A 24,809-nucleotide genomic window follows, 5' to 3' on the forward strand; every position below is an offset into this window, starting at 1 on the left:
GAATGAAAGGATTATTTTTTTTAGGGCTTAGTGTAGGCTCTTTCGCTTTTTTGCAGGCGCAAAATTCCGATTCCTTGAAAATAAAGGAAATTGAAGCTGTTAATTTTACCAAAAGACTTCCGGTTGCCAAGGAAATTATTAATGTTCAGAAAGATTTGGACAGTAAAAATCTTGGACAGGATTTACCTATTTTACTTAAAAATCAAACCTCTATCATTTCTACCTCAGATGCAGGAAATGGAGTGGGTTACACAGGTTTTAGAATTCGTGGAGTTTCGGGAACGGCAATCAATGTGATGATGAACGGCGTCCCGTATAATGATTCTGAAAGTCAGGGGACTTTTTTTGTGAATGTTCCGGATCTGACGAGTTCCGCATCTCAGATTTTAATTCAGAGAGGGGTAGGAACTTCGAATAATGGATCTGCAGCGTTTGGCGCAAGTATTAATGTGATTTCAAGAGATCCCGAAGAAAAGTTTTACTTTAAAACAGACGACAGTTACGGTTCATTCAATACCTATAAGTATTCTGCGGAAATCGGCTCCGGAAAATTCTGGGGAAACCGTCTTTCGGTAATGGGACGTTATACGCATATCAATTCTGATGGCTATATAGACAGGGCTTTTTCGAAGCTGAATTCTTACAATTTTACGGCATTATATGAAGAAGGAAAAACAAGAGTCCGTTTAATGGCTTTTGGAGGGAAAGAAAAAACGTATCAGGCCTGGAACGGAATTGACCGAGAAACCTGGGAGACGAATCCGAAATTTAATCCATCGGGAGCAATTTATGATTCTGGATGGGAAAACATTATTGGATTTTATGATAATGAAACCGATAATTACAGGCAAAACCACTACCAGTTGCTTTGGGAACAAAAGTTTAATGATAAGTGGAATTTAGAAACAACTTTGCATTATACGAAAGGAAAGGGATATTATGAAAACTACAAACAGGGTGATCCTTTTGCAAGATATAATTTGCCAGATGTAAATGGTGAAGAATACTCCGATTTCATCAGAAAAAAATGGCTGAACAATGATTTCTACGGTATGGTTTCCACGCTATATGGGAAGTTGGGGAATGTTGATGTAAACTTCGGAGCTGTGGCAAATCAATATTATGGAAGACATTATGGAAATGTGACCGGGGTTTTTCTTCCTCAGATTGATGAGCACGAATATTACAGAGGCCGTTCTGTGAAAAATGAAGTTTCAGGTTTTGCAAAAGCTTTGGTAAGAGTTAACGATTTTGAATTCTTCGGAGATCTGCAGCTTAGAAATGTAGATTATGATACTAAAATAATCACGGCGGGAGATGATGAAGGAGCTAATCTGGATAAAAACTGGCTATTCTTTAATCCAAAAGTGGGCGCTAATTATAAAATAGAAAATGGGAAGATTTTTGTTTCCTATGCCCATGCACACCGTGAACCGAACAGGGATGATTTGTTGGCTAACAATGATGTGAAGGCGGAGAAGCTTCATGATTTCGAGGCTGGTTTTGAAAGACAGTTCGGAATTGTATCGTTTACCGCCAACCTGTATTATATGTATTATGTGAATCAGCTGGTATTGAATGGGGAACTGAATAATGTAGGGGCTTTTATCAGAACCAATTCAGGAAAAAGCTACAGAAGCGGAATTGAATTAGGCGCATTGGCGAAGCTTTCAAAACAATGGGAGCTGACAGGAAATGTGAGTTTCAGTAACAACAGAAATCTAGATTTCAAAACGGAAAACGAAACGGAAGTGAAAAATCTTGGAAATACACAGATTTCCTTTTCTCCGGACGTTATTGCCAATTTAGGTTTGAAATTCAGTCCTACAAAAAATTTCCAGTTTGCGTTGATGAACCAATATGTAGGAAAACAATATCTTGATAATTCTGAAGATAAGAACTTGCAACTGAAAGATTATCTTTTAACGGATTTTAATGCCCAATATCAATTTACGATCGCTCATCATGAAGTGGCCTTAAAGCTTTTGGTAAACAATATTTTCAATAAGAAATACGTAAATAACGGCGCAGTTTGGGATGGAAATCCTTATTATTTTTCTCAGGCGGGAACTAATTTCATGTTGGGGGTAAGTTGGAAAATACATTAATCAATCAGCTATATTTAAAATATTATATAGTAAAAAGTAAAAGTTAGATTTTGAGACTGCTTCGGCAGTCTTTTTTTGTTTTTAATCAATTTTATGGCTAAAAATTATGAAAAACATAAAACTGAAAATTCAAAAGGATGCTGTTTTTGATGCGTTTAAAATGTTTTTTATCTATTAAAATCTAAATATAATAAGCATAATGGTGAGAATTGATTAATAAATTCAGAAAAATAAGCTTTTTGAGAATCTTTTTTTATAATGAAAAATGCTTCAAGAAGTCAGGGAAAAGTTATAAATTTGCCACCAAATGAATATTTCAGCATACATTTTAGAATATTTGAAACAGTTTGGAAGCGTCGTGGTTCCGGGCTTTGGTGTGTTTTCTTTAGAAAATTCAAAAGCAATTATCAATTCAGATAATGGAAGTATCCTGCCTCCTGCAAGTCAAATTGCTTTTTCTCCGGATTACGAAATCCAGTCTGACGAATTAGCTGCTTTTATTGCTGCTCAAAAACAAATGTCACTAGGAGCTTCTAAGAGTGATTTGAAGATTCAGACCGATTTTTGGAAGAAAAAACTTCAGGCAGATCAGGTATTGGAAATCCAGAATTTAGGAAAGCTTTCTATACATGATGATCAGATTAGTTTCAGTGGAAACCGTCTTGAAAATGATCGCCCTGATTTTTACGGATTGGAAGAAATCAGAATTTCTGATATTAAAAATTCTGAAAAAAAAGAGAAATCTGTAGAGTCTAAAAAAGATTATACATTCAATAAATCTATTCTTTGGACATTCCTTGTGGTAGTTCCTGTATTAGGGATTGCTTATCTGGGGTATTCTCAACAAGAGCTTATTTTCGGGAAAAAGTCTTTTGACAGTGTTTCTGTGCAGACTAAAACAAAAAGAATAGAAAAAATAGTTCCTGTAAAAGTAGATTCTGCAGCAATGAAAGTTTCAGATACTTTGAAAAAAGATTCTTTAAGAAAAGATTCTATTATAAAACCAGCTGTTGCGAAACCGGCTAGATCCACAGCTCCAAAATTTAAATCGAAATGGCAAAAATAAAAAAAGCGTCAGAATCTTTGACGGTGATGACGAATATTGTACTTCCCAATGATACCAATCAGCTGAGAAATCTTTTTGGTGGCGAATTGCTGGCGAGAATGGACCGTTGTGCATCAATTTCCGCAACCAGACATTGTGAGAGAAGAGTAGTGACGGCATCTGTAAATCACGTGTCGTTTGATTATCCTATTCCTGAAGGAGGAATTGTTGTGATGGAGTCTAAAGTGTCAAGGGCTTTCTCTACATCTATGGAGATTTATGTAGATGTTTGGTTGGATGATCCGATCAATCAGAAAAAGATCCATACCAATTCAGGAATTTATACTTTCGTGGCAGTGGATGAATTTAACAGACCGATTCCGATTCCGGAAATGGAGCCTGAAACAGAACTTGAAAAAGACCGTTTTGCCGCAGCATTAAGGAGAAAAGAACTTTCATTGATCCTTTCAGGAAGAATGAAACCTTCAGAATCTATAGAATTAAAGAAGCTTTTCCAGGAAGCTTAAATAATCTCTTTTAAAGAGAGACCACAAAAAATTAATGTAATTATTACAGATAAGACCGACAAAAATATTTGTCGGTTTTTTATTGCTTTTTCTCTGGAGGTTTCCAAAAAATCGCTTTCCATTCCAAATGCCTTTTGCGGATATGTGATAATTAATCCTATAAAAAATAATAGAATTGCATTAAGACCGACTTCCAGCCACAAAAACATTTTACTTCCGAAACCATCTGCTCCTCCGGAAGAATAGTGAATGGGAATAATTTCCTTAATAGAGGGAAACTTAACAGCTAAAAAAACGCTGTAGCCAGCCAATAACAGTATGGAAAGTCCGAAAATAAACTTATGTAACTTCATAAGATGAAAAAATTGAAAAATTCTATCTTACAAAAGAGGTTTCTCGATCTCTGAAACTTACCTTTGCAACAACAAATATAAAGAATTATACCTTCTATGAAAATTTTACTCCTCGATAAAAATCACCCGCTTATTACTGAACAGCTTTTAGCTAAAAATTGTATCCTAGAAGAAGATTTTACATCTTCTTATGATGAGGTTTGCGGTAAAATTGAAAACTATGAAGGGGTGATTATAAGAAGCAGGATTCCTTTGGATAAGAACTTTTTAGAAAAGGCAAAAAACCTGAAATTCATTGCAAGAGTAGGAGCCGGAATGGAAAATATTGATATTCCCGCAGCTGAAAAATTGGGCATACAGCTGATTAATTCTCCTGAAGGAAACAGAGATTCTGTGGCAGAACATGTTGTCGGAATGCTTCTGATTTTAATGAATCGTCTTTTTATTGCTTCTCAGGAAGTGAAAAACGGGATCTGGCTTCGTGAAGAAAACAGGGGAGATGAGCTTCTTGGTAAAACGGTGGGCTTAATCGGTTATGGAAATATGGGAAAGGCAACAGCAAAACGACTTTCCGGTTTCGGATGTAAAGTGATTTTTTATGATATCCTTCCTGATCTTTCTGATGAATATGCGACCCAGGTTTCTTTAGAAGAATTAAAAGAAAAAGCCGAAGTTTTAAGTCTCCATATTCCTCTGACTGCTGAAACACATTATCTTGTTGACTCGGCATTCATCACTGAAATGAAAAATGACTTTTATTTTGTGAATACAGCAAGGGGGAAAAATGTAGAAACTAAAAGTTTAGTTGATGCGATTGAGTCAGGAAAGGTGAAAGGAGCCTGTCTTGATGTATTGGAGTATGAGAAATCTTCTTTTGAGAATATAGAATCTGAAAATGAAACATTACAATATTTATTGCATTCGGAAAAAGCAATTGTAACCCCCCATATTGCCGGATGGACGCATCAAAGTAAAGAAAAACTGGCACAGGTAATCGTGGATAAAATTGTAGCTTCGTTTTTATAATTATAACCTTGATAATGTTAAATAAGTCTTAATATATGACTCATATTTAATATTTTCTTAGGGTTTTATTAAATTGCCGCTCATTTTAGAAATTCATGAAGAAGCTTAGTTTTGTACTTATTTCCGCCTTATTTTTTGGTGTTATCTCCTGTAAAAAGAAAGAAGAAAAACAGTCTGAACCTGTTTACACTTCCAGTTTGCCAAACTATGGAAAAGTAGATTTAAATACTGTTTTTACCGATGACGACAGAATACTTTCTGACAAAAATACAATCACGCAATATATTGATGAATATTATCAAAAAGTTTGGGAAAAAGGAAATTTAAGTGGCGGAATTTTGGTGGCGAAAGGAGATGAGATACTCTACGAAAACTACAGGGGCTTCGGAAGGGAAGGAAATCAGATGCCTATTGGCAAAAATACGCCTTTGCATGTTGCTTCGGTTTCAAAAACCATGACGGCAATGGCAATGATGAAGCTTATAGAAGCAGGAAGAATAAAATTATCGGATCACCTGTCACAGTTTTTCCCTGGATTTCCTTACCCGAATGTTACTGTTCAAACGTTATTAGATCAAAGAAGCGGCCTCCCGAAATATGAATATTTTATCACAAAGATAAAACCGGAACCGGCAGAATTATCCAAAACATTTATAACGAATCAGGATGTATTGAATATGATTATTAAATACAAACCTGAGCTGGCAAGAGATACCGATACCGGGTTTATGTACTGTAATACCAATTTTGCCTTATTAGCCTTATTGATTGAAAAAGTTACAAAGACGCCTTTCCCGAAGGCTATGGAAGAAATGGTCTTTGCTCCGCTGAAAATGAAGAATACTTATATTTTCCAGGAAAAGGATATTCCGACAGCTTCTCAGTCATTTTATTTTGGAGGGAATAAATTATATCCTTTAGATCGATTAGATCTTATTTATGGAGATAAGAATGTATACACTACCCCAAGAGATCTTTTCAACTTTTCAAAAGCAATGTTTTCAAAGGATTTTTTAAAACCTGAATTGATGAAGATGGTTTTTGAACCTTACAGCAATGAAAAGTTCGGAATGAATAATTATGGTTTAGGCTTTAGAATGAAGATTTTTGATAACGGAGAAAAACTGACTTATCACAACGGATGGTGGCATGGTTCCAATTCGGTTTTTGCTCATTTGCTGAAATCTAAAGTCACGATTGTCGCTATTGGTAATAAGTATTCGGGAAGAGTCTATACAGCATTGGCTTTATCCGGCTTATTTGAAGACTTTCCACAGCAAAAAGCGAAATTACATACGGTGATGAACGATAATAAAGATTCTTTGAACGGAGGAAATGAAGTTTTTGGAGAATAATGTTTACTTTTGTTCAAACGTATTCATGAAAAGATTTTTTTTATTATTCGTTGCTGCTTTTCTTTTGCATTCATGTGCAAGATTGGGTTCTCCTATTGGTGGACCAAAAGATTCTTTGGCACCGAAGTTTCTAAGCTCCAATATTGATACCACAAGAATTAACGTTCCCAGAGATATTAAGGAGCTCAGAATCGATTTTGACGAATATATTACTTTAAAGGACATTAATAAAAACCTGAGTATTTCCCCACCTATTAAAAATATTAAGAAAATTATTCCTTCCAGTATTGCGAATAAATTTCTTTTGATTCAATGGACGGACACCTTACAGGCGAATACCACGTATAATTTTAATTTCGGAAATGCAATAGCAGATAATAATGAAGGTAATATTTTAAAATATTTCAATTTTGCTTTTTCTACCGGAGAAAAAATAGATGATTTATACATCAGCGGAGAAATAAAAGATGCTCTTTCGACTAAAAAAAGCACTGGGGAAAACAAAATGGTTGTCGGCCTTTTTCAGGTAAAAGATACCATGAATTACAGACAAAAGCCTTACTATATTAGTAAAGTGGATGATGACGGATATTATGAACTTAATTATTTGTCACCGGGTAAATATAAAATTGTAGCTTTTGAAGATGAGAACGGGAACTCAGTATATGATCCGGGTAAAGAGAAAATAGGCTTTCAGAAGGATCCGATCAATTTTGAAAAATCGATATCAGGCCTGAATCTTAAGATTTATCCTTCTAAAAAGCCGCTGAAGTATGTTGAAATGAAAGAGATGCCGGGAGGAATCACCATGACTTTTGAAGGACATCCTGAAAATGTAAAAGTAAATCCTCTGAGTGATAAACTTAAGGATATAAAAATTACTCATACTCCAAAATCAGATTCTGTAAAAATATGGTTTGATGCCGTGAAAAGCGATGTTGGACAGACGGTAACTGAGAATTTAAAGTTCAAGTATGATGCGGGAATAAAAGACAGTGCTTTAACAACTTCATTGTTCTATAAGTATAATCCGAAGAATAAAATGACCATTTCTAACGGAAATGCTCTTTTACCACCTAAATCCGACCTTACCATTGTCTCAAATTATATGATCAATTCAATAGAACCTGAGAAGTGGATATTGAAAAAGGATAGTACGGTAACCCAGGAATTTACAGCCAGAATATCTGAAACTAATCCTTATCAGGTATTGGTAACCTCCAATTTCGAAGCTGGAAAAAAATATCAGCTTACGATTCCAAGTAAAACCATTTCTTCATTCTATGATAAAATAGGAGATCCTTACCGTCTCGATTTTGAAGCAGATAAGGTTGAAAACTACGGAAGCTTGGCATTCATGCTTACCAATGCTCCGACCGCCAATTATTGGATCCAATTGCTTGATTCTTCTGATAAAGTATTGTATCAAAAATATACAAAAGGAGATTATGTGAAGTTTGATATCTTAAAGCCGGGAGAATATATTGTAAGGATTCTCGTTGATAATAACGGAAATAAGTTTTGGGACGAGGCAGATTTGGAAAAGGATATTTTTGCTGAAGATGCTTATATATATTATAAACAGGCTATAGTGCGACCATTATGGGATTCCAATGAAGATTGGGATTTAAAAGATACAAGAACGTTAGATAGTCCTAAAACTCCTACAGCTCCTACAAATAAAAATGTAGCGCCAACAGTGGAGACTAAAACTCAGGACCTTAACAGAACTAATAGTACAACAGTGCCAACTACTACTAAACCTATTAAATCTGATAGGGGCGTTTTAACACCAGTTAAATAAAAGTTAAGAGAGTATGGCGACTGTAAAGAAAATATTATTTTGGGTGCTTGTCGGGCTTATTATTATTCAGTTTATCCCGGTTGATAAAACGAATGTTGCCGTTAAAAGTTCAGTCAATTTTGTGGATGTAAAAAAAACACCACCTAAAATCAGGACCCTTATTAAGTCGGCATGCTATGACTGTCACTCCAATGAAACGGTCTATCCTAAATATGCCTATTTTGCACCCATTTCGTGGTCAATTAAAAGCCATGTTAACGAAGGGAGAGAACATCTTAATTTTTCTGTTTGGGGAACTTATAATACCGATCTGAAAAAAAGTATGCTTGATAAATCTATCCAAACAATTCAAACTAAAGCCATGCCTTTGCCGGGATATATGGTTTATCATAAAGAGGCTAATTTATCGGATGCAGAAAGAGCATTGCTGGTGAAATATTTTGAGGAAATGATTAAAACTAATTCTTATTAATAAACAAAAAAAATCGCAGATCATTCTGCGATTTTTTTTTATTTAGATTGTAAATATTTTTCAAAGAAGATCTTCTGAGAATCGAAGGCGATTTCTTGGAGATCAAGCTCTTTCAGAGGAATCCAAACTGCTTCCGAGATTTCGGATAATTCCAGATTCACTTCAAACTTTTCTGAAACACGATATTCATAAAAAAGATCAATCGTATTGTAATCAATCTCTTTATACTGATATACATTAGGAAGGCTTGTAAGATATTTTAAATTTGGAATATCAACCTTTAATTTCAGTTCCTCAAAAAGCTCTCTTTTGCACGTTTCTTCGGCGCTTTCTTTAGGGTCTACAAATCCTCCTGCTAAATCTAACTTTCCTTTTTTAGGATCTCTGTTTCGTCTTGTAAGATAAATTTCATCACCACATCTTATCACAACTGCTACTGCTCCGGCTACGTTATTGTATAATGTAAAGCCGCATTCGGGGCAGCTCCATTTCTTTTCATTATTCCATTGTAAGGATTCTTTGCCGCAGCTGGGGCAGTATTTCAATAATTTCATTGTGTAATATTGATGTTTCTCGGATGATAATTTAGTATAACATCGCGAAGTTCTTCCGTTTTTAAGTGAGTGTAAATTTCTGTGGTGGTAATGCTTGAATGACCAAGCATTTCCTGAATGTAACGCAAATCTGCTCCGTTTTGCAAAAGATGGGTGGCGAAAGAGTGGCGAAAGGTGTGAGGAGAAATCTTTTTGTTAACTCCTGCTTTATCCGTTAATTCTTTTATAATGAGGAAAACAATAACTCTTGACATGGAAGTTCCTCTGCTGTTTAAGAAAAGGCAATCTTCATGCTTTTTATTGATCTTGTTTTTAGAACGTACATCCTGAATGTAATTTTTTAATAATTCAGCTGTATAGTCTGCCAAAGGAACAAGCCTGGTTTTGTCTCCTTTTCCTGTTACTTTAATGAACTTCTCGTTAAAGTTGATGTTGGAAATCTTCAGTTCGATCAGTTCGGAAACCCTCAATCCGCAACCGTATAAAACTTCAATGATACATTGGTTTCTTTTTCCCAGATCGGTTGAAACTTCTATGGCATTAATGATTTTGTTGATGTCGGGAAGGCTTAATGTATCCGGAAGATATAGTCCCAATTTAGGGCCTTCGAGCAATGTTGCCGGATTGTCCTCTCTTATTTCGTCTTCTACTAAATATTTGAAAAAAGCCTTTATGGAAGATATCCATCTCGCCTGAGACCTTTCGCTGAATTTTTGTTTTGAAAGTAAAAATATATATTGCTGAATGTGTTCGTAGCTTATAACATCCGGACCAATATTGTCAAGACTTTCCTCACTATATTCTTTTAATTTCTTGATGTCCCGTATATAGGCGTCGAGAGTATTTTCTGAAAAATTTCTTTCGAACCGAAGAAAAATTTCAAAATCTTTAATTTTTTCCTGCCAAGTCATTTGTGTTTTATTTTTTTAATTCAACATCTGATATCTGTTCTATCTCTATATTATGATTTTTTAAAAATGATATTCCGTCATCGTCAGAATATTCATTAATATATACTAATCTCGTAATCCCAGCCTGTAAAATCAGTTTACTGCATTCTTTACAGGGTGAAAGTGTTAAATATAATGTTGCTCCCTTTGCTGATTGTGTAGAGGCTGCAAGCTTCAGTATGGCATTAGCTTCAGCATGCAGTACATACCAATGCGTCTTTCCTTCCTCATTTTCACAGCAGTTCTCAAACCCGGAAGGAGTGCCGTTGTACCCGTCAGAAATAATCATTCTGTCTTTTACAATCAGAGCTCCTACCTGTTTTCTCTTACAGTAAGAAAGCTTTGCCCATTCCTGAGCCATTTTTAGATAAGCTTTATCAAACTTATTCATACAACAGCATTATATATTTTTCGAAATAATTTTAAATATTATTAAAAGCTGGGTTTCCTTTTTTCAAGAAAAGCAGCAACTCCTTCTTTTTTATCTTCCATTTCAAAAAGCGCTCCAAATGATTTGATCTCAGTTTCAAAGCCTTTGTCTGTGTAAGATAAATTCACAGCCTGTATTGCTTTTGAAATCGCCATTGGTGAATTATTAGCAATTGTTTTTGCCAGTTCTTTAGTTTTTGTTAAAAGCTCTTCAATAGGGAAAACCTCATTCACAAGTCCTATTTCTTTAGCTCTTTGTGCGGGAATCATTTTAGCAGAGAAAATAATTTCATTCGCCAATCCTTTTCCTACCAGTTTTGGAAGTCTCTGGGTTCCTCCGTATCCTGGAATTAAACCTAAAGTAACTTCCGGAAGACCTAATTTTGCGTTTTCGGAAGCATATCTTATATGACAAGCCATTGCCAGTTCTAAACCGCCACCTAAAGCAAAACCATTAACAGCAGCGATTACCGGTTTAGATAGGTTTTCAATTTTATTGAACAGTGAATTCTGTCCGTTTCTTGCCAGTTCTTCTGCTTTTTCCTGTCCAAAATCGCTAAATTCTTTAATGTCAGCACCTGCAACAAACGATTTTTCTCCACTTCCGGTAATAATGATTGCCCTGCAGGTCGCTTCAGAATTTAAGTCATCCAACGCTGTACTGATTTCCTGAATGGTCTTTGCATTTAATGCATTTAAGCTTTCAGGTCTGTTTATAGTGATAATTGATATTCTTTCTTCTGTTTGTAATAATATGTTTTCGTAGTTCATTTTAGCCTTGTAATATTATCTTCCGCAAATTATAATTTTTTTCCACATAAAAGGAAAAAATATTCACTTTTTTTCCTTTTATGTTGATTTATTTTTAATGTAAAGTTCTTATTTGTTGTTTATTTGGAATGATTCATCATATTTGCATCAATGTTTACACTCAATTGAGAAGCAACTTTCATACCCAGTTCAATATTGGCTCTGAAAAAATGACATAATTGTCGGTTGATGATTTCATCTTTCTTGGGACCGCTTATTTCCTTCATACTGGTTACGATGTTGTTCACCAGATTTTCTCTGTCTTGTGCAGACATTGCCTTTGAATATAATAATCCTGGTTGGGTGTAATGGTCATCGTCGTTTTCGTTTCTGTTGTAACTTGCAACATGAGCACTGTCAAGTTCATATTCGAAACTTTTATAAGATGAATCCGGTTTAATATCATCAAAGCTATTTGGGAAATAGTTAGGTTTGTCCTGATAATGACTTGAATCTGCCATGAAGCCGTCACGTTGATAATTATTAACCGCAAAAGGACATCGGTTTACTTCCAGCTGATGAGCATTTACGCCTACTCTGTATCTGTGAGCATCTGGATAAGAGAAAAGTCTGCCCTGAAGCATTTTGTCAGGGGAAAAACTGATTCCGTTAATTAAATTGCTGGGAGAAAAAGTAGACTGTTCCACGTGGGCAAAATAATTGGCAGGAATTTCATTCAGTTCCATTTCTCCAACTTCAATTAAAGGGAAATCTTTTTGGAACCATACTTTAGTGATATCAAAAGGATTCCATCTGAAATCTCTTGCCTCTTCTTCTGTCATCACCTGTATATACATTGTCCATTTCGGGAACTCACCGTTTTCAATAGCATTACAAAGATCTTCCTGGGCAAAATCAGGATTTTTCCCTGCCATACTTACGGCTTCATCATTGGAGAAATTTTTAATTCCCTGTTTGGTTTTTAAATGAAACTTTACCCATACGCGTTCATTTTTATCATTAATCATTGAATAGGTGTGAGAACCAAAGCCATGCATATGTCTGTATCCGTAAGGCGTTCCTCTGTCAGACATTAAAATAAGAACCTGATGAAGAGATTCAGGATTCAAGCTCCAAAAATCCCACATCATGGTGGCGCTTTTTAAATTAGTTTTCGGAACTCTTTTTTGAGTATGGATAAAATCAGGGAATTTTTTAGCATCTTTAATAAAGAAAACTGGAGTGTTGTTGCCGACTAAATCCCAATTTCCATCTTCTGTATAAAATTTTAAGGCAAAACCTCTTGGGTCTCTTGCGGTATCTGCGCTGCCCTTTTCACCTCCTACCGTAGAAAACCGGGCAAACATTTTGCATGAATTCCCAACTGCAGAAAACAATTTTGCTTTGGTATATTGGCTAATATCATGGGTAACGGTAAATTTTCCATAGGCACCGCTTCCTTTGGCGTGAACAATTCTTTCGGGAATTCTCTCTCTTACAAAGTGAGCAAGGTTTTCCTGAAGAATGAAATCTTGCAGTAATACAGGGCCTCTGGGACCTACTGTTTGTGAATCCTGATGTTCAAAATATGGGGAACCGTTGCTTAATGTTATCTTTTTAGAATCCATAAATCTATCTTTAGAGTGAGAAATTTCTTATTGTATTTTAAAGATGTAAAGGTAGTAAATATCAAAATTACTTCAATTTTTATTGCTAATAGCAAAAACATCATATCTTTGTAATAGATAATATTAATCACAATGAACATTCAGCAATTGGAGTATCTTATCGCTGTAGATAAGTATAAACATTTTGGTAAAGCAGCTCAAGCATGCTTCATTACACAACCTACCTTAAGTGCAATGATACAAAAATTTGAGGATGAACTGGATGTTAAGGTGTTTGACAGGACTACTCATCCTATTCGTACTACAGATGTGGGACTTCAGATCATCGATCAGGCAAAGGTAATTATAGAGTCTGTCAATGAATTAAAGAATAAAGCGAATCTTTTAAATAATATTTTAGGAGGAACTATTAATTTAGGAATCATTCCTACCGTTTCTTCCTTTATTTTACCTACGGAGATTTTTACATTTCTGGAAGAGAATCCGAAAATCCAGATGAATGTGAAGGAAATGACCACAGATAATATTATTAAAGCTTTGAAGGCAGGAGAGCTGGATGCGGGAATTATTTCAACTCCATATGATTCTGCGGATGAGTTTTATCAGGATTTCCTGTTCAATGAAGAATTAATGATTTATAGCTCCAATACGGAAGCTAATAAAAAGAATTCATACGTGGTTCCTGAAGAGTTAAATGTTGAGAAGGTTTGGCTACTTGAAGAAGGAAACTGCCTTAGAAATCAATTTGAGAACATTTGCCATCTTAAGGAAAATACGCTAAAACCAAAGAATTTAGATTTCTTGGCTTCCAATATTCAGACGTTGGTACATATGGTAGACAAGGTTGGTGGAATCAGTATTCTACCTGAATTGGCCTTGAGCCAGTTATCCGAAGAGCAGAAAAATAATGTTTTCAGATTCAAAAAGCCATTTCCTTACAGAGAGATAAGCATTATTTATTATAAGCCGACATTCAAGCAGAAAATTATTGATGAATTATCACATTCCATCAAAACATCTTTGGATAAAAAGCTTAATTATAACGAAAGTCCTAAAGAATTTGTAAGCATAAAACCTCAATAGTTTCTTTTTGCAAAACTGAGATAAATTATTAATTTCAAGAAAATTATAATTAGTAAACAAAAGGTTTGAGTATTAAAAAAATAGTGCTTAAATTTGCCAACGTTTATACACGAGGAGAAATTTGACCTGATTGCAACCTCTATAAAAAAATGCTAAAACAGTATTCTTTTTTAGGCTTTCCGGGCAATATATTTTTCTTCGATTTTTTAATCTAAATACATTATAGAAGAATATGTCTTATTTATTTACATCTGAATCCGTTTCAGAAGGACATCCGGATAAAATTGCCGATCAGATTTCCGATGCATTAATCGATCATTTCTTAGCATACGATAAAAATTCGAAAGTAGCTTGCGAAACTCTTGTTACAACAGGACAGGTGGTGCTTGCAGGTGAAGTGAAGTCAGATGCCTATCTTGATGTTCAGACGATTGCCAGAGAAGTTATCAACGGAATTGGATATACAAAAGGAGAATATATGTTCAATGGTGATTCTTGTGGAGTTATTTCTGCAATTCACGAACAGTCTCCGGATATCAATCAAGGGGTTGACAGAGCTGTGGTAGAAGAGTCTTTTGAAGCTAGAGCAAATGCGCAAGGAGCAGGAGATCAGGGAATGATGTTTGGATATGCTACGAACGAAACGGCAAACTATATGCCTTTAGCGTTAGATTTGGCACATACTATTCTTAAAGAACTTTCTGCAATCAGAAGAGAAGATGCTGAAATTAAATATCTTCGCCCGGATGCAAAAAGCCAGGTTACTATTGAGTATTCTGACGATCACAAACCAATCAGAATTGATTCTATCGTAGTTTCTACGCAGCATGATGATTTTGGTTCAGAAGAAGAAATGTTGAATAAAATTCGTGAAGACATCAAAAATATTTTGATTCCTAGAGTGATTGCTCAACAACCTGAAGAAATTAAAGTATTGTTTAACGATCAGATCAAATATCACATCAACCCGACCGGTAAGTTTGTAATCGGTGGTCCTCACGGGGATACAGGTCTTACAGGAAGAAAGATTATCGTTGATACTTACGGAGGAAAAGGTGCTCATGGAGGTGGGGCTTTCTCAGGAAAAGATCCGTCAAAAGTAGATAGAAGTGCTGCCTACGCGACAAGACACATTGCTAAAAACTTAGTTGCTGCTGGTGTTGCAGATGAGGTTTTGGTACAGGTTTCTTATGCGATTGGTGTTGCTGAACCTTGTGGTTTATACATCAATACCTATGGAACTGCAAAAGTAGATCTTCATGATGGGGATATTGCTAAAAAAGTGTCTACTATCTTTGATTTGAGACCTTATGCCATTGAGCAGAATTTAAAATTAAGAAATCCTATTTATCAGGATACCGCATCTTACGGACATATGGGGAGAGAGAGCTATGTAGCTGATAAAACGTTCAACAAAGGACAGAAAAATGAATTGACTCTTAAAGATTTAGAATTCTTTACTTGGGAGAAATTAGACAAAGTAGATGAAATTAAAGCTTCTTTTGGGATTTAATTTTGTTTTTAAATAATAATACAGGCTGCTTTATCTTCGGGTAAGGCAGTTTTTTTTAATTTTACACAATAAAAGATTTAAAGATGATGAATGTGAGAACTGCGATTACCGTTCTTTCGGTATTTTTTCTAAGCTTGTTTGCAAAAGCACAATATACTATGCATAAAATGATTAATGTAGGATATGTCTACCAAAATCAAAGTTTTGGAGAAATAGGAGGAAGATTGCTGTTTTTAAAAAATGATGATGTTATCTATCGTTTGGGAGGTTCTGCATTAATGGGATCTGCTCACTCTCAGTTTGCAATAATGCCGAAACTACAGGCAGATGTTTTGTTAAATTTTGAAAAAAATGTGGACTTCTATCACTCCTATTATTTCCTTGCAGGTGTAGAAGGAACCAATAAATATGTGGCTCCGAAAATCGGGGTTTCTCTTTTCGGGATTTTAGATCTTACAGGCGGATATGCATTTGCTATGGGAAATACAGGATTAAATGGCAAAAAAATGGAGGGCCTAAATATTAATTTTACACTAAATATCCCGACTGTCTTTATTCATGATATGTTTAAGTGATTATTTTTAAATTTTTTTGATAAAAAATTAATAATAGGTTAACAGTTATTAAAAAATTATTATATTTACAACATATAAAATTGTACCGCCTATTGATTGGACTTTACTCTAAAAAACTGTTTTGTATTTATAGTTAAAGCCAGATTAATTATCTGGATATATGCTTGTCTACAAATTTTTTATTATTGAGAAGAGTTATGAAATCAAAATCGGATAGTTTACTAATTTCCCTTTACCAGAAAGGAGACGAAGGAGCATTATCTACGCTCATCCATCGTCATCAGAGAGAACTTTTTACATTCATTTTTTACAAAATTAATGATGAAGACTTAGCAAATGATGTGTTTCAGGATACCTTTATGAAAATCATTGTTATGCTGAAAGAAGGGCGCTATAACGAAGAAGGAAAATTTATTCTTTGGGCAAAAAGAATCGCTCATAACCTTATTATTGATCATTTCAGAGCAAAATCTAAAAATATTAAAGTTTCTGAAACTACTTTTGAAACTGATGAATATTCTATTTTTGACTTATTAAAAGAACCTTCGGAAAATATTGAAGACCAGTTGGTAACCAATCAGATTCAAGAAGATCTTCTGAAAATGCTTCAGTTTTTACCTCAAAACCAACAGGAAGTCATTAAATTAAGATTTTTTGACGGATTAAGCTTCAAAGAGATTGCAGATCATACAGATATGAGCATCAATACAACGTTGGGAAGAGTAAGATATGCGTTGATTAATCTTAGAAAAATAATGGAAGAAAATAATATTATTCTTACAAGATAATAAATTTAACTATTTCACGTTTTAAAGAAAACATTTTTCGCCTATGAAAAAAAATGATTCTTTAAAAGTGAAAGCTTTGAAGCCAAAAAAAGAAACAATTGAGTTTTTGCTTAGCTATTCGAAAAGTCTTGAAATTATTAAGACAAAGGCTAAGAATTATCCGATTACCAAAAATTAAAATTATTAATTTTGTGCTGTATGAAAATTCAGCACATTTTTTTTGATCTTGATAATACGCTTTGGGATCATCGCAAGAACGCCTACCTGACAATCAAAGATCTTTTTGCAAAAGAGGAAATCGATTTAAAATACAATATTGATTTTGAAGAATTCCATTCTGTTTATCATGAAATTAATGAAAAACTTTGGGAAGATATACGAGATGGAATCATAGATAAAGAATATCTGAGAAAGCATCGTTTTTATGATACGTTCAGCCATTTTAATGTAGAAGATGAGGAACTGTCGATGTATTTTGAGGAACATTTCCTAGATAAAATCTTAAATCATAATGAATTGGTAGAAGGTGCACAATATATTTTGGATTATCTTAAAGCCAAAAATTACACCCTTCACATTATTTCGAACGGATTTAAGGAAGTAACCGAAAGGAAATGTATCTTATCCGGAATTGATAAATATTTCCAAACGATTACCAGCGCGGATACAGTAGGAGTAAGAAAACCCCGTCCGGAAATTTTTGAATATTCCTTAAGTCTTTCTGATGCTACAAAAGAAAACAGTATTCTAATTGGAGATGATTGGATTGCAGATGTTGTAGGGGCGCAAAACTTCGGAATGGATGTTATATTCTTTGATGTTTTGAATGAAAATAAGGGGAAGGAAGAATTGAAGGTAATTAAACACCTTTTGCAGATTAAAGACTATTTATAGAGTATCGGCGGCACCTTTGGTGCCGCCGATACTTTTTTTATGATAATAAAATATTAAAGTCCTAAACTTTCTCTCACTCTTTTAATTGTGTTTGTAGCAATAACTCTTGTTTTCTCTGCTCCTTCCTGAAGTTTTGCCTCTAATTCATCAAGGTTGTTCATATAGTAAGAGAAAAGTTCTCTTTCTTTTTCGAATCTTGTTAAAATTAAATCCAATAGTTCTTTTTTAGCGTGTCCATACCCGAAGTTCCCTGCTAAATACTTAACTCTTAATTCTTCAGTCTGTTCTGGAGTTGCAATCAGCTGATAAATGGCAAAAACCTTATCTGTTTCAGGATCTTTAGGCTCTTCCAAAGATTTTGAATCGGTTTCAATACTCATTACCTGTTTCTTCAATTCCTTTTCAGGTAAGAAAATATTGATGATATTTCCTCTTGATTTTGACATTTTTTGCCCGTCAATTCCGGGAACATATTTTGTGTTTTCCTGAAGTTCAGACTGTGGCAAAACAAAAACTTCACCCATCTGATTGTTGAATCTTGAAGCTACATCTCGGGCAATTTCCAAATGCTGAAGCTGATCTTTCCCTACAGGTACAATTTCTGCATCATATAGCAGAATATCTGCAGCCATTAGAATCGGGTAGGTAAATAATCCTGCATTTACATCCTGTAGTCTGTCTGCTTTATCTTTGAAGGAATGTGCTAACGTTAATCTCTGATAAGGAAAAAAACATGATAAATGCCAAGAAAGTTCACAGGTTTCAGGGATATCACTCTGTCTGTAAAAAAATGTTTTTTCGGTATCTAGTCCACAAGCAAGCCAAGCCGCAGCAATCTCGTAGGTATTTTGTTTAAGTTCTTTCGCATCTTTTATCTGCGTTAATGAATGCAGATTGGCAATAAATAAAAATGATTCATTTCCTTCCTGTTTCGATAATTCTATTGCAGGAATAATTGCACCTAATAAGTTACCAAGGTGCGGCGTTCCGGTGGCTTGAATGCCGGTAAGAATTCTTGACATTGTTTAAAAATTTATTTTAAAAATTAATGAATTGCAAATTTAAGTATTTCTATAGCAGATTCCACAGATTTTCACAGTTGATTGTGATTTATCTTTATTTTAAGAGTCGATTAAATGCGTCAAAAATCTGCATAATCCGCATAAAATCAGCGAGCAAAAAAATTAAGGAATCAAAACCTTCTCCCCTCCAAATTTAGGTTCAACTCCAAAGATCAGATCCCAATAGGCTTTAGCTTTAGCAAAATACTCTCTTACATTGGTTTTAAAACCTGTATATTTATTAACATCTGCAGCGTTATAGCCAAATGCATCCATTCCGTTTTGTTGGGCTAAAAATACGGCTCTTTCATTATGGAACTTTTGTGAAATAATAACGAGTTTGTTTTGTCCAAAGATATCTTTAGCTCTGACTACAGAATCTAAGGTTCTAAAACCTGCATGATCCATAAAAATTCTGTCTTGTGGAATTCCGCTTTTAATCAGTTCCTGTTGCATGTCTTCAGGCTCGTTATAGTCTTTTCTGCTGTTATCGCCACTTACAATGATATATTGTATTTTTCCGCTTTTATATAGGTCAACAGTTGCCTGAATTCTGTTGTAGAAATAAGCGTTGGGTTGTCCGTTACTAAGACTTTTACTTGTTCCTAGAAGTAATGCAACTTTGGTTTTGGGAACTTCTTCAAGGTAGTTAGAAACAGAATCATTGCTATCTTTTTTGATGCTATAATTCGCCCAAGCGATAAAAATAATTCCTGCAACGAAAAGAAGCAGGAAAAATTTAAATATTGTTTTAATAATTTTTTTCATTGTGTGTAAAGGTTCTAAAACTCTAAACCATTCGGGAATGCTTTTTTTCTGAAAATTAATAACAAAATTGCTCCCACTGTAATCGCCGAATCTGCAACATTGAAAATATATTTAAAAAACTCAATGTGTTTTCCTCCGATTAAAGGCCAGCTTTCAGGTACATTCCAGTCTACTAATGGGAAATGAAGCATATCTACTACACATCCTCTCATGAAGGTTGAATAGCCATGTCCGAAAGATGTAATTTTTGAAATACCTCCATAGCCAATCCAACGGTCGATGCTTGGATCGTATACAGTTCCGCTGTCGAAAATTAATCCATAAAACATTCCGTCAATTAAATTACCGATAGCTCCTGCAAAAATCATAGCCATTGGAATCAACAGGTAATTTGATTCTCCTTTCTGCAACCATTTTTTAAATAAATAGATCATTCCTCCGATTAAGCAGACTCTTACAATCACTAGGAAATATTTACCGATTACTCCGCCAAAATGAAGACCATAAGCCATCCCCGGATTTTCAACAAATGTTAATTTGAATCCCGGAAGAACAGAAACGCTGTCATCCAGATTGAAATGAGTTTTAATATAAATTTTTGAAGCCTGATCAATTAATAAAATAAGAAAGGTTACAAATAATATCTTTTTCATTACAATCCTTTTGGTTTATAAGGTTTTCCTATTTTTTCGTTTTTCTTATCAACGATATTTTTGATCGTCTTGTTATTGTGATGGGTGTTTTTGGTATGGAATTTTTCGAATTTAATATTCATTTCTTTTAAGACACTTTTCAGCGCACTCAGTTCCATTGCATTTTTGGTGTGTACAATAATTGATTCCACGTTGTATTAATTTAAAAATTTATTTTTTGGATAATTCATCAAGCCGTTTTCTGTCTTTTGCAGACAAATCCTTGATTCCATTTTTACCCATTTTACTCAAAAGCCTGTCGATTTCTTTCTCACGATCACGTTTGTCGGAGTTGAATTGATCATCAATTGTATAATTCCGTTTTTCGTCAGGAAAAAATCTGTTTTTAATCCATTCCCTGTTGAAAAACGCAAGAATGGCAATGATAATAATTCCTAAAATTAATAGTTGGCTCATGAGGATATATTAAAAATTAGGTTTATAAAGTATCCGATGAATACGATATAAACCCAAATTTATTTTACAAACCTATATGGTTATTTCTGCATATTTTTCGCTTCAATGCTTAATGTAGCATGAGGAACAGCCAAAAGTCTTTCTTTAGGAATTAACTTCCCTGTGACTCTGCAGATACCATACGTTTTATTTTCAATTCTTATTAAAGCATTTTTAAGATCACGCACGAATTTTTCCTGTCTTCCTGCTAAAATAGAATTCTGCTCTTTGCTCAAAGTTTCAGCTCCTTCTTCAAATGCTTTGAATGTAGGAGAGGTGTCATCTGTCCCGTTATTCTGGTCGTTGATGAAACTTTCTCTGATAAGCTTTAAATCGTTTTCTGCTTTTTCTATTTTTTCTTTAATGACCGCTTTAAATTCTTGTAAATCAGCATCACTGTATCTTACTCTTTCGTCTGACATATTCGTTTCTCTTTTTTAATAAAATTATGAAATGGAATTTGAAAAACAATAACTATATGTTAAATTTTTTCAACATTTACCTTAAAATTAACTTCATCTATTTCGATTTCGTTAAAATTTGAAAGTGAAGATACAATTTCTATTTTATTTGACAAGACTTCTGCAGAAATATATTCTTCATTTTTCTTAATATCCTCCATGAATGGTGAATTTTCTTCCAATGAAATATGTATTCTGTCAGTAAGATCAAAGTCTTTATCTTTTCTCAAGTTCTGAACCCTGTTAATGAATTCCCTTGCGATACCTTCAGATTTTAACTCGTCTGTTAACGTCAAATCTAATGCCACAGTTGTTTTTCCATCAGAAGTTACCGTCCATCCCGGAATATCTTTTGTAGAAATCTCTACATCATCAAGTGTGATTTCGTATCCCTGGATGTCTAATTTACCTTCTTTTTCAAGTGTTGAGATCTGTTCAGCATCAAGATTTGCAATTTCTCCTCCAACCACTTTCATGTCTTTTCCTAGTTTAGGACCAAGAGCCTTGAAATTTGGTTTGATCTGCTTTACAATTAGATCAGATGCCTCTTCAGCATTGATTAATTGAATTTCTTTTACGTTTACTTCCTGTTTAATTAGTTCTGAAACTGCAGAAATCTGCTCTTCTGTTTTTGAATCTAAAACAGGAATTAATACTTTTTGTAAAGGTTGACGGACTTTTATATTTTCTTTTTTTCTCAAAGAGAAAACCATACTTGTAATGTTCTGAGCCAAATGCGTTTTTTCAACCAAATCCTGATCGATTAAACTTTCATCAGCGACAGGGAAATCCGTCAAGTGAATAGATTCCGCAGTTTCTTTTCCTGTTACTTTGTTTAAATCCTGATACAGCTGATCCATAAAGAACGGAGCAATTGGAGCTGATAATTTAGCCACAGTTTCCAAACAAGTATATAAAGTCTGGTAAGCAGAGATTTTGTCATCTGAATAATCTCCTTTCCAGAAACGTCTTCTGCACAATCTTACGTACCAGTTTGATAAATTATCGTTCACAAAAGTATTGATTGCTCTTGCCACTCTTGTCGGTTCGTAATCTTCGTAGAATGCCTTAACTTCTTTGATTAATAAGTTTAATTCAGACAAGATCCATCTGTCGATTTCCGGTCTGTTTTCAACTTCTTTTTCAGAATAATTGAATCCGTCAACATTGGCATACAACGCAAAGAATGAATACGTGTTGTATAATGTCCCGAAGAATTTTCTTCTCGTTTCATCAATTCCTTCGATGTCGAATTTCAGGTTTTCCCACGGATTTGCATTTGAAACCATGTACCAACGCGTAGCATCCGGTCCGTAAACGGCTAAAGTTTCAAACGGATCGATTCCATTTCCTTTGGATTTCGACATTTTTACACCGTTTTTATCTAAAACAAGTCCGTTACTCATTACATTTTTATAAGCAACTGAATCAAAAACCGCCGTTCCGATCGCATGAAGCGTGTAGAACCAACCTCTAGTCTGGTCAACACCTTCCGCGATGAAATCTGCAGGGAATGCTTTATTATTATCGATTAATTCTTTATTCTCAAAAGGGTAGTGCAACTGCGCATAAGGCATCGAACCTGAATCGAACCAAACGTCGATCAAATCACTTTCACGCTTCATGGGTCTTCCTGAGTTTGAAACAATAATGATCTGGTCAACGATATTTTTGTGTAGGTCAACCAAAGCATAATTCTGCTCAGACATATTTCCGATAATAAAACCTTTGAACGGATTTTCTTTCATGAATCCAGCTTCAATAGATTTTTCAATTTCGTTGTATAATTCTTCAACAGAACCGATGATTCTTTCTTCCTTTAAATCGTCTGTTCTCCAGATTGGCAACGGAATTCCCCAATATCTTGAACGGGAAAGGTTCCAGTCGTTTACGTTTTCCAGCCAGTTCGCGAAACGTCCTTCTCCTGTTGCTTTTGGCTTCCAGTTAATTGTTTCATTCAATTCTACCAAACGGCTTCTCAATGAAGTCATTTTTACAAACCAGGAATCCAACGGATAATATAATAACGGCTCATCTGTTCTCCAGCTGTGTGGATAACTGTGAACATATTTTTCTACTTTGAAAGCCTTGTTTTCTTTTCTTAATTTTAAAGCAATTCTTTCATCTACAGAAAGATAAGCCTTTAAATCTGCAATGATTGACTTTAAATTCTCTTTCTGAATATTTAATTCAGTATTTTTTTCGTCTTCGCTAAGGTATTCTCCTTTTACATATTCATTTGCAAAACCATAGATTTCATCGTTTACGATAGATAAAAATCTTCCCTGTAAATCTACTAAAGGAATTGGGTTTTCATTTTCATCTAAAACCAACATTGGCGGAACTTCAGGTTGAGCTTCTTTAGCTACTTTCGCGTCATCAGCACCAAAAGTCGGAGCTGTATGAACGATACCTGTTCCGTCTTCTGTCGTTACGAAATCTCCGGAAATCACTCTGAACGCATTCTCAGGATTTTGATAAGGAAGAGCGTATTGTAACAATTGCTCATATTTAATTCCAACCAAATCAGCACCTTTAAATTCTGCTAAAATTTGATAAGGGATAACTTTTGTTTCAGAAGTGTAATCTGCAAAATCTTCATCTGTTCCTTCAGTATATTTTTTAGCAAACTGTTTTCCAACTAAATTTTTCGCCAAAACAACATTGATTGGCTCAAAAGTATATTGATTGAAAGTTTTAACTAAAACATAATCGATTTTCGGGCCTACTGTTAAAGCTGTATTTGAAGGCAACGTCCAAGGAGTTGTCGTCCAGGCTAAGAAATGTACATCTCCAAAACCCTGTAAAAATGAAGGTAATGTTTCCGGTAATGTCTTGAATTGAGCAACAACCGTTGTGTCAGAAACATCACGGTAAGCGCCCGGTTGATTTACTTCGTGGGAAGAAAGTCCGGTTCCTGCTTTCGGAGAATAAGGCTGAATGGTGTATCCTTTGTACAATAATCCTTTATCATACAATTGCTTCAACAACCACCAAACGGTCTCCATGTATTTTGATTTGTATGTGATGTACGGATCGTCAAGATCAACCCAATATCCGATTTTTTCGGTAAGGTTGTTCCAAACGTCTGTATAACGCATTACCGCTTCACGACATGCTTTGTTGTAATCTTCAATAGAAATTTTTTTGCCAATATCTTCTTTAGTGATTCCTAATTCCTTTTCCACACCAAGCTCTACCGGAAGTCCATGTGTATCCCAACCCGCCTTACGGAAAACCTGCTTTCCATTTTGGGTTTGATAACGACAGAAAATATCCTTCAACGCTCTGGCCATTACGTGGTGAATTCCGGGCATACCGTTTGCTGAAGGCGGACCTTCATAAAAAACAAACTCAGGTTGCCCCTCACGAATCTCAACACTCTTATTGAAAGTTTTGTTCTGTTTCCAGAATTCCGCTACATTCTCTGCTATGTCAATAAGGTTGAGGTTTTTGTATTCTTTAAATTGGCTCATTGTAATATCTCAATATCGTTGATTAATTAAGTTGGCAAATT

General features: G+C 34.7%; 25 protein-coding genes. 12 read left to right on the plus strand and 13 right to left on the minus strand.

Annotated features, from left to right (window positions below; genetic code table 11):
• The first annotated feature begins 2 nt into the window (after nucleotides 1-2).
• The 3 genes from MKS83_RS16435 (at nucleotide 3) to MKS83_RS16445 (ending at nucleotide 3,680) form a co-directional block, all read left to right on the plus strand.
• A complete protein-coding gene (locus tag MKS83_RS16435) occupies nucleotides 3-2,108 on the plus strand; it encodes a TonB-dependent receptor (protein ID WP_240580498.1) in 2,106 nt (701 codons plus the stop codon).
• A gap of 307 nt (nucleotides 2,109-2,415) precedes the next feature.
• On the plus strand, nucleotides 2,416-3,174 hold the full coding sequence (locus MKS83_RS16440) for a hypothetical protein (protein WP_240580499.1): 759 nt from the start codon (nucleotides 2,416-2,418) through the stop codon (nucleotides 3,172-3,174).
• Nucleotides 3,162-3,680 (plus strand): acyl-CoA thioesterase, encoded by a 519-nt coding sequence (locus MKS83_RS16445; RefSeq protein WP_100377776.1) that lies wholly within the window; start codon nucleotides 3,162-3,164, stop codon nucleotides 3,678-3,680. The genes MKS83_RS16440 and MKS83_RS16445 overlap by 13 nt, the downstream gene beginning before the upstream one ends.
• On the opposite strand, the gene MKS83_RS16450 is transcribed toward MKS83_RS16445, so the two are convergent.
• Nucleotides 3,677-4,033, minus strand: coding sequence for a hypothetical protein (locus tag MKS83_RS16450; RefSeq protein WP_240580500.1), 357 nt, complete (start codon nucleotides 4,031-4,033; stop codon nucleotides 3,677-3,679). The two genes, MKS83_RS16445 and MKS83_RS16450, sit on opposite strands and share 4 nt — an antisense overlap.
• 96 nt (nucleotides 4,034-4,129) lie before the next feature.
• Here MKS83_RS16450 and MKS83_RS16455 point away from each other — a divergent pair, with 96 nt between their 5' ends.
• The 4 genes from MKS83_RS16455 to MKS83_RS16470 all read left to right on the plus strand — a co-directional run bounded on the left by MKS83_RS16455 (nucleotide 4,130) and on the right by MKS83_RS16470 (nucleotide 8,690).
• Nucleotides 4,130-5,059 (plus strand): 2-hydroxyacid dehydrogenase, encoded by a 930-nt coding sequence (locus tag MKS83_RS16455; RefSeq protein WP_240580501.1) that lies wholly within the window; start codon nucleotides 4,130-4,132, stop codon nucleotides 5,057-5,059.
• 95 nt (nucleotides 5,060-5,154) lie between these two features.
• On the plus strand, nucleotides 5,155-6,414 hold the full coding sequence (locus MKS83_RS16460; protein WP_240580502.1) for a serine hydrolase domain-containing protein: 1,260 nt from the start codon (nucleotides 5,155-5,157) through the stop codon (nucleotides 6,412-6,414).
• 25 nt (nucleotides 6,415-6,439) lie between these two features.
• Nucleotides 6,440-8,218, plus strand: a complete 1,779-nt coding sequence (locus MKS83_RS16465; protein WP_240580503.1) for an Ig-like domain-containing protein — start codon at nucleotides 6,440-6,442, stop codon at nucleotides 8,216-8,218.
• A 13-nt stretch (nucleotides 8,219-8,231) separates the two neighbouring features.
• Nucleotides 8,232-8,690, plus strand: a complete 459-nt coding sequence (locus MKS83_RS16470; RefSeq protein WP_240580504.1) for a heme-binding domain-containing protein — start codon at nucleotides 8,232-8,234, stop codon at nucleotides 8,688-8,690.
• Nucleotides 8,691-8,728: 38 nt separating this feature from the next.
• Here MKS83_RS16470 and MKS83_RS16475 read toward each other — a convergent pair whose 3' ends face one another.
• The 5 genes from MKS83_RS16475 to MKS83_RS16495 form a co-directional block, all read right to left on the minus strand.
• Entirely contained in the window at nucleotides 8,729-9,244 is a 516-nt protein-coding gene (locus tag MKS83_RS16475; protein ID WP_240580505.1) for an NUDIX hydrolase, read from the minus strand.
• Complete coding sequence (gene xerD / locus MKS83_RS16480; RefSeq protein ID WP_100377781.1) at nucleotides 9,241-10,155, minus strand: site-specific tyrosine recombinase XerD; 915 nt, start codon at nucleotides 10,153-10,155, stop codon at nucleotides 9,241-9,243. The genes MKS83_RS16475 and xerD overlap by 4 nt, the downstream gene beginning before the upstream one ends.
• A 7-nt stretch (nucleotides 10,156-10,162) precedes the next feature.
• A complete protein-coding gene (locus MKS83_RS16485) occupies nucleotides 10,163-10,585 on the minus strand; it encodes a deoxycytidylate deaminase (RefSeq protein WP_100377782.1) in 423 nt (140 codons plus the stop codon).
• Between the two features lie 41 nt (nucleotides 10,586-10,626).
• A complete protein-coding gene (locus MKS83_RS16490; protein ID WP_240580506.1) occupies nucleotides 10,627-11,394 on the minus strand; it encodes an enoyl-CoA hydratase/isomerase family protein in 768 nt (255 codons plus the stop codon).
• Between the two features lie 119 nt (nucleotides 11,395-11,513).
• Nucleotides 11,514-13,001: a catalase gene (locus MKS83_RS16495; protein WP_240580507.1), complete on the minus strand. Its 1,488-nt coding sequence runs from the start codon at nucleotides 12,999-13,001 to the stop codon at nucleotides 11,514-11,516.
• Nucleotides 13,002-13,133: 132 nt separating this feature from the next.
• Between MKS83_RS16495 and MKS83_RS16500 the strand changes: the two genes are divergently transcribed.
• The 5 genes from MKS83_RS16500 to MKS83_RS16520 all read left to right on the plus strand — a co-directional run bounded on the left by MKS83_RS16500 (nucleotide 13,134) and on the right by MKS83_RS16520 (nucleotide 17,854).
• Entirely contained in the window at nucleotides 13,134-14,084 is a 951-nt protein-coding gene (locus MKS83_RS16500) for a LysR substrate-binding domain-containing protein (RefSeq protein WP_100377785.1), read from the plus strand.
• 232 nt (nucleotides 14,085-14,316) lie between these two features.
• On the plus strand, nucleotides 14,317-15,597 hold the full coding sequence (gene metK / locus MKS83_RS16505) for a methionine adenosyltransferase (protein ID WP_240580508.1): 1,281 nt from the start codon (nucleotides 14,317-14,319) through the stop codon (nucleotides 15,595-15,597).
• An 83-nt stretch (nucleotides 15,598-15,680) separates the two neighbouring features.
• The gene (locus tag MKS83_RS16510; RefSeq protein WP_240580509.1) at nucleotides 15,681-16,172 is read left to right on the plus strand and encodes a hypothetical protein; all 492 of its coding nucleotides are present in this window, start codon (nucleotides 15,681-15,683) and stop codon (nucleotides 16,170-16,172) included.
• A 197-nt stretch (nucleotides 16,173-16,369) separates the two neighbouring features.
• Nucleotides 16,370-16,960: an RNA polymerase sigma factor gene (locus MKS83_RS16515; protein WP_240580510.1), complete on the plus strand. Its 591-nt coding sequence runs from the start codon at nucleotides 16,370-16,372 to the stop codon at nucleotides 16,958-16,960.
• Nucleotides 16,961-17,158: 198 nt separating this feature from the next.
• Complete coding sequence (locus tag MKS83_RS16520) at nucleotides 17,159-17,854, plus strand: YjjG family noncanonical pyrimidine nucleotidase (protein WP_240580511.1); 696 nt, start codon at nucleotides 17,159-17,161, stop codon at nucleotides 17,852-17,854.
• A gap of 53 nt (nucleotides 17,855-17,907) precedes the next feature.
• Here MKS83_RS16520 and trpS read toward each other — a convergent pair whose 3' ends face one another.
• The 7 genes from trpS to ileS all read right to left on the minus strand — a co-directional run bounded on the left by trpS (nucleotide 17,908) and on the right by ileS (nucleotide 24,768).
• A complete protein-coding gene (gene trpS / locus MKS83_RS16525; RefSeq protein ID WP_240580512.1) occupies nucleotides 17,908-18,876 on the minus strand; it encodes a tryptophan--tRNA ligase in 969 nt (322 codons plus the stop codon).
• A 162-nt stretch (nucleotides 18,877-19,038) separates the two neighbouring features.
• Nucleotides 19,039-19,683, minus strand: coding sequence for a vancomycin high temperature exclusion protein (locus MKS83_RS16530; RefSeq protein WP_240580513.1), 645 nt, complete (start codon nucleotides 19,681-19,683; stop codon nucleotides 19,039-19,041).
• Nucleotides 19,684-19,697: 14 nt separating this feature from the next.
• Nucleotides 19,698-20,336: a lipoprotein signal peptidase gene (locus MKS83_RS16535; RefSeq protein ID WP_100377793.1), complete on the minus strand. Its 639-nt coding sequence runs from the start codon at nucleotides 20,334-20,336 to the stop codon at nucleotides 19,698-19,700.
• Nucleotides 20,336-20,527, minus strand: a complete 192-nt coding sequence (locus tag MKS83_RS16540) for a DUF2683 family protein (RefSeq protein ID WP_240580514.1) — start codon at nucleotides 20,525-20,527, stop codon at nucleotides 20,336-20,338. Before MKS83_RS16540 ends, MKS83_RS16535 begins: the two co-directional genes overlap by 1 nt.
• 19 nt (nucleotides 20,528-20,546) lie before the next feature.
• On the minus strand, nucleotides 20,547-20,792 hold the full coding sequence (locus MKS83_RS16545) for a DUF6576 domain-containing protein (protein ID WP_240580515.1): 246 nt from the start codon (nucleotides 20,790-20,792) through the stop codon (nucleotides 20,547-20,549).
• 80 nt (nucleotides 20,793-20,872) lie between these two features.
• Complete coding sequence (locus MKS83_RS16550) at nucleotides 20,873-21,253, minus strand: TraR/DksA family transcriptional regulator (protein ID WP_039369928.1); 381 nt, start codon at nucleotides 21,251-21,253, stop codon at nucleotides 20,873-20,875.
• A 59-nt stretch (nucleotides 21,254-21,312) separates the two neighbouring features.
• Complete coding sequence (gene ileS / locus MKS83_RS16555) at nucleotides 21,313-24,768, minus strand: isoleucine--tRNA ligase (RefSeq protein WP_240580516.1); 3,456 nt, start codon at nucleotides 24,766-24,768, stop codon at nucleotides 21,313-21,315.
• Nucleotides 24,769-24,809: the final 41 nt, after the last annotated feature.

Origin of the sequence: Chryseobacterium sp. Y16C, assembly GCF_022488405.1 — a bacterium.
Classification (GTDB): Bacteria; Bacteroidota; Bacteroidia; order Flavobacteriales; family Weeksellaceae; genus Chryseobacterium; species Chryseobacterium geocarposphaerae.